This window comes from Amycolatopsis sp. NBC_01488 (genome assembly GCF_036227105.1).
GTDB lineage: Bacteria > Actinomycetota > Actinomycetes > Mycobacteriales > Pseudonocardiaceae > Amycolatopsis.
The window spans coordinates 5104643-5118807 of the sequence record NZ_CP109434.1 but is presented as its reverse complement, the minus strand read 5'-3'; the positions used below and the strand labels follow the sequence as shown (position 1 = coordinate 5118807).

Annotated in this window: 16 protein-coding genes and 1 pseudogene; 7 read left to right on the top strand and 10 right to left on the bottom strand. The window is 71.1% G+C overall.

Annotation, left to right across the window (positions count from 1 at the left end; translation table 11 throughout):
* Nucleotides 1-245 precede the first annotated feature (245 nt).
* Nucleotides 246-461, top strand: a complete 216-nt coding sequence (locus tag OG738_RS24780) for a hypothetical protein (protein ID WP_329044440.1) — start codon at nt 246-248, stop codon at nt 459-461.
* A gap of 2 nt (nt 462-463) precedes the next feature.
* On the opposite strand, the gene OG738_RS24775 is transcribed toward OG738_RS24780, so the two are convergent.
* Nucleotides 464-1093, bottom strand: a complete 630-nt coding sequence (locus OG738_RS24775) for a DUF5134 domain-containing protein (protein WP_329044439.1) — start codon at nt 1091-1093, stop codon at nt 464-466.
* 344 nt (nt 1094-1437) lie between these two features.
* Here OG738_RS24775 and OG738_RS24770 point away from each other — a divergent pair, with 344 nt between their 5' ends.
* A complete protein-coding gene (locus OG738_RS24770; RefSeq protein WP_329044438.1) occupies nt 1438-1749 on the top strand; it encodes an EthD family reductase in 312 nt (103 codons plus the stop codon).
* A 74-nt stretch (nt 1750-1823) separates the two neighbouring features.
* Here the strand turns inward: OG738_RS24770 and OG738_RS24765 are convergent.
* A pseudogene (locus OG738_RS24765) lies at nt 1824-1922 on the bottom strand (30S ribosomal protein S18); the annotation flags it as partial.
* A gap of 190 nt (nt 1923-2112) precedes the next feature.
* On the opposite strand from OG738_RS24765, the gene mrf reads away from it, so the two are divergent.
* The 5 genes from mrf to OG738_RS24740 all read left to right on the top strand — a co-directional run bounded on the left by mrf (nt 2113) and on the right by OG738_RS24740 (nt 5922).
* On the top strand, nt 2113-3357 hold the full coding sequence (mrf, locus tag OG738_RS24760; RefSeq protein ID WP_329044437.1) for a ribosome hibernation factor-recruiting GTPase MRF: 1245 nt from the start codon (nt 2113-2115) through the stop codon (nt 3355-3357).
* Nucleotides 3354-3608: a type B 50S ribosomal protein L31 gene (locus OG738_RS24755; protein ID WP_329044435.1), complete on the top strand. Its 255-nt coding sequence runs from the start codon at nt 3354-3356 to the stop codon at nt 3606-3608. Before mrf ends, OG738_RS24755 begins: the two co-directional genes overlap by 4 nt.
* Nucleotides 3608-3766, top strand: a complete 159-nt coding sequence (rpmF, locus tag OG738_RS24750; protein WP_329044434.1) for a 50S ribosomal protein L32 — start codon at nt 3608-3610, stop codon at nt 3764-3766. The genes OG738_RS24755 and rpmF overlap by 1 nt, the downstream gene beginning before the upstream one ends.
* Complete coding sequence (locus tag OG738_RS24745) at nt 3763-4821, top strand: GTP-binding protein (RefSeq protein WP_329044433.1); 1059 nt, start codon at nt 3763-3765, stop codon at nt 4819-4821. Before rpmF ends, OG738_RS24745 begins: the two co-directional genes overlap by 4 nt.
* 84 nt (nt 4822-4905) lie before the next feature.
* Complete coding sequence (locus OG738_RS24740) at nt 4906-5922, top strand: LLM class flavin-dependent oxidoreductase (protein WP_329044432.1); 1017 nt, start codon at nt 4906-4908, stop codon at nt 5920-5922.
* Between the two features lie 69 nt (nt 5923-5991).
* On the opposite strand, the gene OG738_RS24735 is transcribed toward OG738_RS24740, so the two are convergent.
* From OG738_RS24735 to OG738_RS24700, 8 genes are all read right to left on the bottom strand, one after another.
* Nucleotides 5992-7599 carry a DUF2207 family protein gene (locus OG738_RS24735; RefSeq protein WP_329044431.1) on the bottom strand — a complete coding sequence of 536 codons (1608 nt, stop codon included), beginning with the start codon at nt 7597-7599 and terminating at the stop codon, nt 5992-5994.
* 203 nt (nt 7600-7802) lie between these two features.
* Nucleotides 7803-8516: a TIGR03943 family putative permease subunit gene (locus OG738_RS24730; protein WP_329044430.1), complete on the bottom strand. Its 714-nt coding sequence runs from the start codon at nt 8514-8516 to the stop codon at nt 7803-7805.
* A complete protein-coding gene (locus tag OG738_RS24725) occupies nt 8513-9523 on the bottom strand; it encodes a permease (protein WP_329044429.1) in 1011 nt (336 codons plus the stop codon). Before OG738_RS24725 ends, OG738_RS24730 begins: the two co-directional genes overlap by 4 nt.
* Nucleotides 9520-10038, bottom strand: coding sequence for a Fur family transcriptional regulator (locus OG738_RS24720; RefSeq protein WP_329044428.1), 519 nt, complete (start codon nt 10036-10038; stop codon nt 9520-9522). The genes OG738_RS24725 and OG738_RS24720 overlap by 4 nt, the downstream gene beginning before the upstream one ends.
* Nucleotides 10035-10895 carry a metal ABC transporter permease gene (locus tag OG738_RS24715; protein WP_329044427.1) on the bottom strand — a complete coding sequence of 287 codons (861 nt, stop codon included), beginning with the start codon at nt 10893-10895 and terminating at the stop codon, nt 10035-10037. Before OG738_RS24715 ends, OG738_RS24720 begins: the two co-directional genes overlap by 4 nt.
* Complete coding sequence (locus tag OG738_RS24710) at nt 10892-11794, bottom strand: metal ABC transporter permease (RefSeq protein ID WP_329044426.1); 903 nt, start codon at nt 11792-11794, stop codon at nt 10892-10894. The genes OG738_RS24715 and OG738_RS24710 overlap by 4 nt, the downstream gene beginning before the upstream one ends.
* Nucleotides 11781-12722, bottom strand: coding sequence for a metal ABC transporter ATP-binding protein (locus OG738_RS24705; protein ID WP_329044424.1), 942 nt, complete (start codon nt 12720-12722; stop codon nt 11781-11783). The genes OG738_RS24710 and OG738_RS24705 overlap by 14 nt, the downstream gene beginning before the upstream one ends.
* Nucleotides 12719-13669: a metal ABC transporter solute-binding protein, Zn/Mn family gene (locus tag OG738_RS24700; protein WP_329044423.1), complete on the bottom strand. Its 951-nt coding sequence runs from the start codon at nt 13667-13669 to the stop codon at nt 12719-12721. The genes OG738_RS24705 and OG738_RS24700 overlap by 4 nt, the downstream gene beginning before the upstream one ends.
* Nucleotides 13670-14165 lie beyond the last annotated feature (496 nt).

The window sequence follows — 14165 nt, the reverse complement described above, 5'->3', positions numbered from 1 at the left end:
TTGAGTTCGACGCTCTGCGCAGCGGGTGTGGTCGTCTCGGAAGACATGGATTCTCCGTGGTCGCCGTCGATGTTCGGTGGCAGCGACAGGGGGTGACCAGCGCCGAGAATACGCAGCACCTTCAGAAGGCTCTTCCTCCGGGTTGCGTCACCTGATCGGCTGATCGGGGAACCATTCCGCGGCCGCGTCCGACTACTCGACCGGTGGCAGTGACCGAAGTGCCCTCCGAGCCGAGGAGAACGACCATGGACCCCTCCCTGCGTCACGTCGCGACGTTCTGCGGCCAGTGCAACTGCGGCTGTCCGGAGCTCTACGTAGCCGAAGACGCGCCCGCCGAGCGGCGGATCGTCATCACCGACGACTTCGGCCAGCAGATCCAAATGAGCGTGGACCAGCTCGAAGTCCTGGTCGCCGACGTCAAGGCCGGGGTGCTCGACCAGCTTCTTCTCACGCCGGCCTGACCTCACAGCATCGCCAGCAGCAGCACGGAGGTGCCGAGGCCCATCAGGGCGTCGGCACCCCACCCGGCCGTGCGCACCGACGGCGGCGCGACCCGTGCCGCGTCGACGACCCGGACCAGGAACGCGATCCCCGCCAGGCAGAACGCGATCGCCAGCGTCAGCGCGACGATCACCACGTCGGCGGGCACTCCGCCGCCGGCCGACGGAAGCGCCATGGCCATGCCCTCCATTCCCGGCATGTCCATCGTCGTCGCGGCCCCGCTGCCGACCACGGCGCGGGGCATGGCGAACACCATCCACACCATCGCGAGCATCATCGCCGCGTGGTAGCCGGGGTGCCACCGGCCCTCGTGCGCGGCGCCCCGCGCGGCGGCCACGGCGAACCACGCGGCGGCGAGCCCGAACAGCACCACCTGCGGCAGGCCGGCCACGCCCATCGTGGCCGGCCACACCATCGCGACCATGGCCGCGCACATCGCCAGCCCGGTGACCGCCGCGACCAGCAGGAACGGGCCGACGAACACCCCGGCGTAGAAATGCAGCCGCACCAGCAGCGGGCGAACCGCCGCCCAGGTCAACCGGGGCTCGGGCGGTGCCTCGGCCGTGCGGTCTTCGCTCTGGTCGATGGACATCGAGCTCCTTTCGCCTGCCTCGCAGCTATCAGTCGGCTGCCGGCTGCGCCGAGTTCCCGCCGATTCGGTGACGCGGCCCACCCTGCGCGATTACCGGCCGTATCGTGTTGCGACGCTGTGACGAAACGGGGACGTCCGGCCAACGGGTGCGCGACCACGGCGCTGAGCACTCGGAAACTTCGCACGGGGCCGTGCCGCCGTACGCCGTCGAGCGGCGACGGTCTCGGAGCAGACGGCTCGTCCGCACTGCACTGGATCTTGGCGTGGAGTCTGATCTACTGTCCGCCTCGCGGTGATCGCGCACTCCGGGTGTCGTGGTCGCTCGCCGCTGAACGGAGGTCGTCATGCACAAGCTGGTGGTCCTGTATCCCGAGCCCGCCGATCCCGACCACTTCCGCGACTACTACGTGAGCAACCACCTCCCGCTGGTCACGCGCATGCCCGGCCTGCTCGCGTGGCGCTACAGCTTCGAGGTGACAGCGACGCAGGGACAGACGCCGTACTTCGCGGTCTTCGAGGCCGAGTTCGCTGACGCCGCGGCAATGACCGCCGCGAGGGAGTCTCCGCAGGGCCGGCAGGTGGCTGCCGATGTCGCCAACTACGCCACCGGTGGCGCGGTCGTCATCCACTACCCGGTGCAGAACGGCACCTGCTGAGCCTGGCCCTGAGGCACGGCATCAGTGCATCCCTCGCGGCGCCCACGGTCGCGCCGCCCGATACGCGTCGCTGTTCAGCTTGTACGGCCTGCCACGGGATACGGCAATCGTGCCATCTCGCGGGCGTCCTTGATCGCCGTGGCGACCTGTTTCTGTTGCTGGGCACTAATCCCGTCACGCGGCGGTGGACCGCAGCTTGACCACCGGGCGGACGTCGGTGCACTTCGCCATCACAGCCTCACCCCCTTCGCCCTTACGGCCGGTGACCTGGCACACGGCGGACACGGACCCTCCCGAGTTGATAGTGGTTTTCGTTTTCATCTACTGTACGCACCGTACCCCGCCCGCATTCCTGGAGCCCCCGTGACCCCTGACCCCCGCGTCCCGCTCATCCTCGTGACCGGCCTCGCCCCGGGACCGAACGCCACACTCGCCGAACTGCTGCGCATCGCCGAGCCGGGCACCGCCGTCGTCCACCACGACCTGCGCGAGATCCACTCCGGCGTCGTCCGCCGCCGCCTGCAGCTCGAGCAGCGCGACCAGCTGACCGTCCTCGAACTCGCCCACGGCTGCGTGTCCTGCACCCTGCGCGAGGACCTCCTCCCGCTGCTACGCCACCTCGCCCGAATGCCGCAGGTCCGCCGGATCGTCGTCCGGCTCGACGAAGCCATGGAACCCGAGCCGGTCAGCTGGGCGATCCGCAACGTCCTGGTCGGCGACCACCCGGTCAGCGACGACGTCGACCTACGCGCGGTGCTCGCCGTCGTGGACTGCGCGACCTTCCTCGCCGACGCGACCGGCGACGACGTCCCCGCCGAGCGGAATCTGCAAGCCAGCCCGGAGGACGAACGCACCGTCGCGCAGGTCGCGCTGTCGCAGGCCGAGTTCGCCGACGTCCTCGTGCTCGCCGGCGCCGCCACCGACGCGTGGACCGCCGCGAAAGCGTCCGCCGTCCTCGACCGGGTCGCGCCGTCGGTCCCCCGCGTCGAACTGAACCGCATCGACGGGCACAGCGTCCTCGACGCGGTCCCGGCGAACGCCCGGCGCGGCGAGGTCACCGACCTGCACGGCGCGCTGCTGCGCGGCGAACCGCCGGTGCACGTCGACTGCGGCATCGGCCTGGTCACGTTCACCGCCCAGCGGCCGTTCCACCCGCAGCGGCTGCACGACGCCCTCGACGTGCTCCTCGACGGCGTCGTCCGCACCCGCGGCCGCGCCTGGGTGGCCAGCCAGCCCGACGTCGCGTTCTGGATCGAATCGGCCGGCGGCGGCCTGGGCATCGGCCACGCCGGGCCGTGGCTCGCCGCACCCGACGGTCCGGAGTGGACGGACGTCTCCCCCGAGCGCCGCACCCTGGCGTCCCTGCGCTGGCACCCGGTGCACGGCGACCGCGCGCAGGAGCTCGTCGTGGTGACGGACCAGACAACGCCGGACGAGATCGACGCGGCCCTGCGCGGCGCTCTACTGACCGACGAAGAACTGGCCGCCGGCCCGGCGGAGTGGCAGCGCTACCCCGACCCCTTCGGCGACTGGCACGAAGAACCCTGCGAAGACAGCGACCCGGCGCGAACCGAAGCGACCGCGGCGAATCGAAAGGAAGAGCGATGAAATCCGGAATCCACCCCGACTACCACGCCGTCGTGTTCAAGGACTCCGCCACCGGCGACGCATTCCTGACCCGCTCCACCATCACCTCCGACAAGACCGTCGAATGGACCGACGGCCGCACCTACCCACTCGTCATGGTCGACATCAGCTCCTGGTCACACCCGTTCTGGACCGGCACCCAGCGGATCATGGACAGCGCCGGCCAGGTCGAAAAGTTCCACCGCCGCTACGGAAAGCGAGGCAACCGCTGATGGCCGTCGCCAAGCGCAAGAAGTCACGCAGCAACACCCGCTCCCGGCGTGCGCAATGGAAGGCCGCGGTGCCGGATCTGGTACCGATCAAGGTCGACGGCGAGACGAAACTCGTCCCCCGCCGCCTGATCAAGCACTTCCACCGGCTCGAAAGGTGAGCGTTCCGGTCACGGTCCTGTCCGGGTTCCTCGGCGCGGGCAAGACGACGCTGCTCAACCACATCCTCGCCAACCGGTCCGGGGTGCGCGTCGCCGTGATCGTCAACGACATGAGCGAGGTCAACATCGACGCCGCGCTCGTGCGCTCGCAGGAGCGCCTGGTCGAGCTGACCAACGGGTGCATCTGCTGCACACTGCGCGAGGATCTCCTCGAGGAGGTGGCGGCGCTGTGCGCCGACGACCGCTTCGACCACGTGCTGATCGAGTCGAGCGGGATCTCCGAGCCGATGCCGGTGGCGGCGACGTTCTCGTTCCTGGACCCGCTCGCGCGCCTCGACACGATGGTGACGGTGGTGGACGCGGCGAACTTCGCCCGCGAACTGGCCACCGGCGACTCACTCGCCGAGCGGCGGCTCGACCAGTACGAAGATGACGAGCGGACGGTCAGCGACCTGCTGGTGGACCAGGTGGAGTTCGCCGACGTCCTGCTGCTGAACAAGACCGACCTCGTCCCCGCGGCCGACGTCGAGCGGCTGGTGGCGGTGCTACGGCGGCTGAACCCGGCGGCCGACGTCGTCACGGGCAGCTTCGGGGACGTCCCCTTGGAGCGGGTGTTCGGGACCGGCCGCTACGACGTGGCGAAGGCGCAGGAGGCGCCGGGCTGGGTGGCCGAGCTGAACGGCGACCACGTGCCGGAGACCGAGGAGTACGGCATCTCCAGCGTCGTGTTCCGCGCGTCGCGGGCGTTCGATCCGGCCCCGCTGTGGGACTTCGTGGCGCGGCGACTGGACTCCGGCGAGTTCGGGACGGTACTTCGGTCCAAGGGGTTCTTCACGCTGGCGTCCCGGCCCGGCGTCACCGGGCTGTGGTCGCAGGCGGGCGCGGTGGCACGGTTCGAACCCCACGGCGTGGCCGGGGAACCGACCCAGGAGCTGGTGTTCATCGGCGTCGACCTGGCCGGGAGCGCGCTGCTGGCCGCCCTGCGGGACTGCCTCGGCGCGGTCGCCACCGGGGCGGACCCGTTCCCGGCGTGGGACTTGGTCCACGTCCACTGAATCACCGCTTCTGCGTGGAGCGATGGCTGTGGGCTTCCAGCCGGTCCCGGCTCGCACCCGGCCATCGGCGTGGAGAATATCGGAATGGTTGCGAGATTCGGGGTTTTCCTTTTGGCGGGCCGCTTTCCCGGCCAGGACGACGGCGCGGCCCTGCGCCGCTCGGTCGACGCGGCGAGCTGCGCCGAGGCAGCCGGGTTCGACGATGTCTGGATCGCCGAGCATCACTTCATGCCCTACGGGGTGTGCCCGTCGGCAATCACCTTCGCCGCACACGTCTTGGGCCGCACCGGTGCCATCGCGGTGGGCACGGCGGTGAGCGTGTTGTCCACCGCGCACCCGGTCGCGTTGGCCGAGCAAGCCGCGTTGCTGGACCAGGTCTCCGGTGGCCGGTTCCGGTTGGGCGTCGGACGCGGCGGGCCGTGGGTGGACCTGGAGGTCTTCGGCACCGGCCTGGATCGCTACGAGCGTGGCTTCGGCGAGAGTCTGGACCTGCTGTTGGCCGCCTTGGCCGGGCCGACGGTGACGGCGAGCGGGGAGCACTTCGCGTTTCGCGAGGTGCCGATCGTGCCCGCGCCGCTGTCAGTGCCGCACACGCCGGTCGTGGTGGCTTGCACCTCGAGCGCCACCGTCGAACTCGCGGCGGCGCGAGGGCTGCCCATGTTGCTGGGCATGCACATCAGCGACCAGGAGAAGGTGGCCATGGTGCGCCACTACGCGCGGGCGGCCACCGCGGCCGGCCGTGATCCGGCCGCGGTGGAGCACGTGTCCGCGGTGCTCGCCCACGTCGCCGACGACCGAGAGCAGGCGGTGCGGGAGTTGCGTGCGGCGATGCCGGGCTGGCTGGCCGCCGGGTTGACGGCCCACACGCCGGTGGACGGCCGCCCCGGCCCGACCCGGGATCCCGTTGCCTACACCGACCTGTTGTGTTCGCTGCACCCCGTGGGCAGTCCCGAGCTGTGTGTGGCGCGGCTGCGGGAGAGCGCGGAACGGACCGGCATCGACCACGTGATCATGATGGTGGAAGGCAGCGGCAGCCGGGATCGCACCCTGGCCACCATCGCCCGGCTGGGTGCGCAGGTGCTGCCGGCGCTGCGCGACTAGCAGTCGCGCAGCTTAGGGCTCTGGTTGAGCAGCTGGCCCCGGTCGGACGAGTGGTGCCCGACCCGATCCCTATGAGGACCGCGCGGTTTCCGGTGTTTCGGCCGGCAGAAGAGAGCCGGTGTCCCGGGCCACGGTGTCGAGGAGGCGGCCGCGTCGGGCGGGGGCGAAGGTGCCCGCGAGGGCCGTCGCGAAGCATCCGGCCTGGTCAGGGGTGCTGTCGCCGTCGTGCCAGTAGACCGGCGGCGGGTGGTCGAGGGCGTCGAACGCGGCCACCCACGGTCCCAGCTCGCCCAGAGCGAGCGCGTACGGCAACGCGCGGGAGAACACCAGTTGGCGCTGGGGTTCCGTCAGATCCTGGGGCGCTACCGACGCGAGTTCCGCGGCAACGCCGCGAAGGCGGTCCGCCAGTTCCGCACCGGCTCGCCGGCGCGCGGGCAGGGCGGCCGAGGCGACGGCGGCGGCGACCCCGGCCGCGGCGACGATGACGCCGAGCTGGGCGTAGCCGACGGTCAGCGCGAGCAAGACGGTGAGGAACACGCCGTAGAAGGCGAGCCGGATTCCGGCGCGGCCGAGTCGTCTCGGCCGGCGCGCGAGCCAGCCGCGGCGGGCGGCGTCGGCGTACAGCTCCTCCGAGGCGACGGTGACGTGGTTCTTGCGCAGCTCGGCCAGCGCCACCGAGTCCTCCGGCACGACGGCGTCGAACACGGCCCGCTCGAAGGTGGTGAGGTGCTCGTCGGGCGGGTTGCGGCGGACCAGGCGCCAGCCGGTGTCCTCGGCGCTGACCCACAGGTAGTTGCGGACGGCGAGGTCGAGCACGGTCGCGGCGAGATCGGCGGCCCCGGCGCGGCCGTGCAGCAGCAGGCCGGCGTGGCCCGGCAGGACGCCTTCGGGCGACGCGAACTCGCCGCCCTTCGCGACCAGCTCCGCCTTCGGCGCTTCCCCCGCCCCAGCGTCCCGGCGGCGCGCGAACACCACGAGCGCGGCCGCGGCCAGCAGGAGCACGCCGAAGGCCGTCCAGGCCCAGCCGACCGGGGCGGTGAGCACGAACGCACCGGCGATCGTCTTGGCGGGCACGAGTTCCGCGTTCGCGGGGACGGTGCCCGCGGGCAGCTCGACGGTCGCCGTCATCCGCTGCCCCGCGGCCAGGTTCTGCTGGCTGAACCGCGTCAGCCCGGCGTGGTCGATCTGCGCCGCGGCGCACGGGAAGTCCGAGTCCGGCGGGCCGGCGAGGCAGTCGACGGCGGTGGGGATCCTGGGCGCCGCGAAGGAGGCCCGAATGAACTTCAGGTCGGCGCTCCAGCCGCCGGCCAGTTCCCACGTGACCCGGTTCCCGTCGACCGCACCGTCCACTGTGTACCGGACGATCGACGCGCCGGAGGTGAGGTGGACGGTGAACGCGCCGGAGTCCACGTTCGCCGTCCCGCGGCCTTCCAGGACGACGTCGCGCACGCCGTAGACGCGGTCGTGGTGGCGCGGCGCCGCGACCCGCAGCGGGACGCGGCGGTCCATCGTGACGCCGTCCGGGACGGAGATCGCTTCGGCGACCGAGAGCGAGCCGTCGCGCTCGACCTTGAGCTGGATCTCGGCACTCTGCGGCACGCTCGGCAGCGGCGGCTGGTCCTGCGCGGCCACCGGCGTCGCGGCCACCACCAGCGCCAACGCCGCCACCACGAGCACGGTCAGCGGGTGGCGCGACCGGACCCGACGAGCAATCCGTCGAGCGCGGCGAAACGGCGTCCGGTGCCGGCCGGCACCACCACGCACGGCAGCGGCCGGGAGAACAGCCGACCACTCTCCGGAACCCACGCCCGGCCACCTCTCCCGCTCTGCCTACGTTGCGCTCGGTCAGGCCACCTGCGCAGCCGGTCCCACCGGGACCGTCACCCCATGCTTTCGTACGGGTCGGATGGGGCGGGGACCGGCCTGGCTTGCTGGACGTCGATGAAGGGAACGGCGCCGTTGTTGATCGGGTCGGTGGTCTGCTTGCCGGTGTAGGTGCCGGTGACGTCGAGCCAGGTGTCGGGTTGCAGGACGGGCGGAACCTGGCCGGTCAGGCCGACCTTGACCGGCTGGGCATCCGCGGCGCAGCAGTTGAGGATCATGCGGATGAGGTAGACCGCACCGCCCTGGTCGACAGCGACGAAGCCGGTCAGTTCGATCTGCCGCCCCTGCAGAGAACGTCCGTGGTCGTAGATCGCGCGGCCGGCGTAGTCGAGTACGCCGAGGGAGAGCGGGCCGGCGGCGGGGAGGGCGGGGAACCCGAACGGCGCGGGCACCGCGGTGCCCGCGCGCAGGCCACTGTAGGAGTCCAGCGCCGGCGGCCTGATCAGGACGAGCGCGAACAACGCCACGACGAGCAACCAGGAAATCCGCCGCTCGCGGTGGTCGTGACCACGTTCGGACCGACTGTTCCGGGACGCGCGCCACTCGTACCAGACGGTGGCCGCGGCCGCGGCGATCAGGACGATGCCGGCGCCGAGCAGCAAGGGCCGCAATCCGGTCTTGACGTAACGCTGAAACAGGTCGGTGCTGCCGGCGTAGAGCACGGCCCCGCCGAGCAGGGCCAGCAGGACCGCCTGCGCTTGCCGGTTCACAGCAGGACCGCCCCGGCCAGCGCGGCGACGCCGATCGCCACGGCGAAGGTGACGGGGGCGAACCGCAGCGCGAACCCGCGGCCGAACGTGGCCGCCTGCATCCCGAACAGCTTCAGGTCGATCATCGGCCCGACGACCAGGAACGCCAGCCGGGCGGTCAGCGAGAACTGGGTCAGGGACGCGGCCACGAACGCGTCGGCCTCCGAACAGATCGACAGCAGCACCGCGACGACCGCCAGGGCGAGGACCGAGACCACGGGGTTGGCGGCCGCGGTGTGCAGCCAGCTCGCCGGCACCACGGCCTTGAGCGTGGCCGCGGCCATCGCGCCGACGACGAGGAAACCACCGGCGTGCACGACGTCGTGCCGGACCGATCCCCAGAACGCCTCTCCCTTGCCGAGGCCGTCGAAGGACCGGTGAGCCGGCGGGCGCAGCCAGTCGGTGCGGCCCAGCCGCTGCCACAGCCAGCCCATCCCGCACGCCGCGAGCAGGCTCGCCACGAACCGGGCGAGCACCATCTGCGGGGCGTTGGGGAACGCGATGGCGGTCGCGGTCAGCACGATCGGGTTGATCGCCGGGGCCGAGAGCAGGAACGTCAGCGCCGCCGCCGGAGTCACGCCCCGGCGGACCAGCGCCCCGGCCACCGGCACCGACGCGCACTCGCACCCAGGCAGGACGACCCCGGCCAACCCGGCGACCGGCACCGCCAGCGTCGGCTTCTTCGGCAGCGCGCGGGCGAAGAACGCCGGTGGGACGAACACCGCGAGGACGGCCGAAAGCAGCACACCGAGGACGAGGAAGGGCAGGGCCTGCAGCGCCACCGCGACGAACACGGTCATCCAGTTCTGCATCGCGGGCGCGGACAACACCCGGCGGATCGGGCTCTGCAGCAGGAACCCGACAAGCAGGACCAGCACGAGGATGAGGAGTGGATCGAAGTGCCAGCCGTCCGGCCGGTCCGGGTCGTCGCGCTCACCCCGGACCGGGGCCGCTTCGGTCGTCGTCACGGGTGGTACCTCCGGTTTGCGCGGCTTCGGAGGTCTTCCCTTTCCACCTCCGGCACGGACGCTCTCACGTCCGTACACAAGGACTTACGCCGGATGCTGTCCTTTGGTTCATTTCCGCACGTCGGACACAGCCCGGCGAGTTCGATGACGACGTGGATGTCGGCGAATCCGTGCTCCGCGGCGACGGCGACCGCCCAGTCCCCGGGGATGTGCGCATCGAGGGGAACGCTGGCACCGCAGGCACGGCACACCAGGTAGTGGCTGCGTCCGGCGATGGGCGCGAGGCGGAACAGGTGCTCACCGACCGCGGTGCGAGTGATGCCGATCCGGCCGGCCTCGGCGTAGGCGTGCAACGCCCGGTACACGGTGCTGAGCGCGACCGGCCGGCCGTCGAGGCGCAGCTGGTCGTGCAGGGCCCGGGCGCTGAGGAAGCCGGGCGCCCGGGCAAGCGCGTCGAGAACGGCTTGTCGCTGCCGGGTCTCGTAGTGCTTCCGGCGCGGGCCGGAGCCGGTCATGGCGTGGCGGAGCTCGGGGCCTTGGTGCTGCGGCGGCGGAGTGCGGATGCGGTGAGGACCACGGCGTAGCCGGTGGATGCCACGGCGAGGATGCCGAAGCTGGGCGGCAGCTTCGGGATCGCGTAGCTCAGCCCGAGCCCGGCCCACATGTCGCCCACGGCCAGCGCGGCGGACAGGCTCAACGCCCGGTAGGGACGCGTCGTGAGCCGGACCGCAGCTCCGGCGGGCGCCGCGAGCAGGCCGAGCAGCAGCAGCGCACCGACCGCCTGGGTGGCTTCGGCCGTACAGGCGCCGACCAGCGCGAGGAACCCCAGCCCGAGCAACCGCACCGGCAGCCCGCGCGCGGCGGCGACCGCCGGGTCCAGCGTGGCGAACAGCAACGGCCGGGCGATCAGCAGCGTCAGCAGGCACACGACGACACCTATGACCGCGGCGGCGACCGCGTTGCCCGAGCTGATCCCGAAGATCGATCCGAACAGGACGTTCACCCCGGCCGCGCCGTTGGCGGTGCTGCGGTTGGTCGTGTAGACGGTGAGGAAGAAGACGCCGAGCCCGAGGATCCAGGCGAAGATGTTGCCGATCACCACGTCGTCCGGGTGTCCCCCGCGCCCCAGGGCACCCATCAGGACCGCGATCGCGATCGTCGCGGTGAACAGCCCGATCCGCAGGTCGAGCCCGAACGCGAGCGCGGCCAGCGCGCCGGTGAACGCGACGTGGCTGAGCGCGTCACCGGTGAAGACCTGGGCCCGCAGCACCAGGAAGTACCCGATCAGGCCGCACGCCGCCGCGATCATGGTGCCCGCCAGGAACGCGTTGGCGAAGAACGGATGCTCGAACGCGGCGACCAGCACGTTCACGCGAGGCTCCCGGCCCGCTGCGCCCACCGGCGCCGGGCGCCGACCCGCCGGCGCGTCAGCTTGGCCAGCACATACGGGATGAAGGCGATCGTGGTGACGAAGAACCCGATCGGATACGGCGAGTAGTAGGCCACCCCGAGGCCGAGCCAGGTGATCGCCACGGCGAGCGCGATCGCGACCGCGAGGCTGAGGGCAGGCCGGGCGGTCAGTGCCTGCGCGGTGGCCGCGGGCATCACCAGCAGCGCGAACACCAGCAGCGTCCCGGTGATCTGACTGGCCTCGGCCACCGCCGTGCCCAGCAGCACCAGGAACACCACCGACAGGACGCGGACCGGAACACCCCGCGAGGCCGCGACGATCGGATCGACGGACGCGAACAGCAGCGGGCGCCCCAGCACCACCATCACGACCAGCACCAGCACCGTCACGGCCAGCAGGGTCACGACGTCCGCGTCGGTGATGCCGAGGAAGGTCCCGAACAGCAGTGCGTTGACGCCGTTGAGAAAGCCCTTGTACAGCGCGACGAACAAGAACCCGCAGGCCAGCGCGAAGGCCTGCACGGTGCCGGTGGCGGCCGACTCGTGTCCGTAGCTTTCCCGGCCACCACGCGGAATCGCGGCGATCACCAGCGCGGCCAGCACACAGAACGTGAAGTACCCGTAGCCGGCGCCCACGCCGATCAGGGTGGCTCCGGCCGCACCGGGGAACCCGACCACGGCCAGCGTGTGCCCGGCGAAGGTCTGCCGGCGCACCACCATGAACCAGCCCATCACCGCGGCGGCGACGGCGACGATCGTGCCCGCACGGAAGGCGTTGACCATGAACGGGAACGACCAGAGTTCCCGGATGTCGGCGACGAGGTCCCAGCTCGGCCCGGACACCGCGTCAGCGAGCAGCACCACTGTCTCCGCTCGCCGTGCCGTCGTGGCGGTCGGTGTGGACGGCCGGGGCCTCCGGGCCGCCGACGACCACCAGCCGGCCGTCGGAACTGCGCAGCACCTCGATCGGCGTGCCGTACAGCCGCGTCAATGTCTCGCTGGTGATGACTTCGTCCGGGGTCCCGGCCACGGCGCCGCCGTGGGCGATGTAGACGACGCGGTCCAGGTAGCCGAGGATGGGATTCACGTCGTGGGCCACCATGACGACGGCGACCTGCTCGTCGTGGCAGATCCGGCTGATCAGCGCGGCGACCGCGCTCTGGTTGGGCAGGTCGAGACTGTCCAGCGGCTCGTCCAGCAACAGCAGCGCCGGCCGCCGCACCAGGGCCTGGGCGATGAGCAGGCGCTGCTGCTCGCCGCCGGAGAGCTCCCCGATCGGGCGCTGCGCGTACGCGGACGCGCCGACCAGGTCGACGACCTCGGCGATCCGCGCGTCCGCGGCACGGCGACGGGCGCTGAACCGGCTCACGAACGGCAGCGGGATGCCCCACCGGTCGCCGTCCCAGCCCAGCCGGACGACGTCCTCGCCGCGGATCCGCAGGGAGGCGTCGAAACTGCGGCGCTGCGGGAGATAGCCGATGCGATGGTTGTCGTGCCCCGGCGCGCCGCCGAGCACCCGCACCCGGCCGGCCGCCGGCCACTGCCCCAGAACCACCTTGATCAAGGTCGACTTGCCGACCCCGTTGGGTCCCAGCACGGACACGAACTCACCGGGCGCCACCGACAGGGTCACCCCGCTCCACAGCGTCCGGCCGCCGACGCTCGCCGCGGCGTCACGAAGGGAGATCACGGGTTCGGTGTGCTGCATGACGTCCTGACCGGTCGACGCGCCCGACGGCGACGGGACTTCGCCCGCCGCCGTCCCGGTCGCCGCGTTCGGAATCTTCACTTGCCGGTGGCCTGCCCCAGGGCCTGCTCGATGCCCTGCAGTTGCTTGGTCTGCCAGTCCTGGAACGACGCGGTGGCCGGGTCCGGGGTCTCGGTCACCGTGGCCACCGGGATCCCGGCCGCCTTCGCCGCGTCGACCTGGGCCTGCACGTCCGGGGTGGAGTTCTGGCTGTTGTAGACGTAGACCTTGATCTGCTTGCCCTTGATCTGGGCGTCGATCGTGGACTTGTCCGCGGCGGTCGGGTCGCTGCCCTCGCTGATGGCGGTCAGGAAGCTGTCCGGGGTGAGCATCTTCAGCCCGAGTCCCTCGGCCAGCGGTGAGACGATGGATTCCGACGCGCCGATCGGGGTACCGGCGTACTTCGCCTTGATGTCGGAAATCAGCGTCGTGTACTGGCCCAGCCCTTGGGTTTCGAAGGTCTGCTTCTGGGTGTCGAAGTAGGCCGCGTCGGCGGGGTCGATCTTCTTGTAGTCCGCGGAGATCTGCTCGATCACCTTGTGCACGTCGTCGGGCGAGTACCAGCGGTGCGGATTCCCGCCTTCCTTGACTCCGACCAGGTCCCCGACGGTGAGCACGGTGCGCTGGGCGTTCGGGTTGGCCGCGACCAGCTTCGGCGCCCACGGGTCGTAACCGATCCCGTTGACGATCGCGTACTGCGCCGACGCGAGGGTCCGGCCGTCAGCCGGGGTCGGCTCGTAGTCGTGCGGGTCGGTGTCGGGATTGTCGATGATGCTGGTGACGGTGACGTGCTCACCGCCGAGCTGCGTGGCGATGCTGCCCCAGAAGATTTCCGCGGCCACCACGGCGATCTTGGTGTTCGACCCGGTGGAACCGGTGTTCTGGGCCGGCGCCGACGTGGCGCATCCGGTCAGCACCACGGCCAGTGCCGCGGCCGTGGTCAGGCCGGTCGCGCGGCGCCGGCGGTTGCCGATGAGCTGAATGGTCATCGCGGAACGGTCTCCTCAACAGGGCGTGACGGCCCTCTGCGTGGTTACGCCGATCGGTGGGGGCGCGACGGACGCTAGGTGAAAGTGATTGTCACTTCAAGGCGCACGGTTGTCGCCAATGAAAACCGTTCCCGGTTCGTAACCGAACGCCGTCCCACTTGTCCCAGCTGACCATTTTTCTCGACTTCCCCAAGGCAAGTCGCATTTGTCGAACAGTTCCCCACGAAGCGGAATCATGAGGACATAGGAATATGACAATCAATAAGGAATCATCGCGGCCGCCCCAAGCCGGGTGCTGCTCCTCGGCCGGCTGCGGCACGGCGCGATGTCGGTCACGTCACTGGCCGGGACGGCCGCGGGGTGATCTACCGCCGGTCCGACAGCGAAGACGCCGCGGGGTAGGCGCCCGGCCATTCGCGGTGCGGGACCCGACGAAAGTATGCCGGAAGAGATTTCTGATTCGTCCGGTTTGCTGCTGACCGTCAAGAGATGGCCG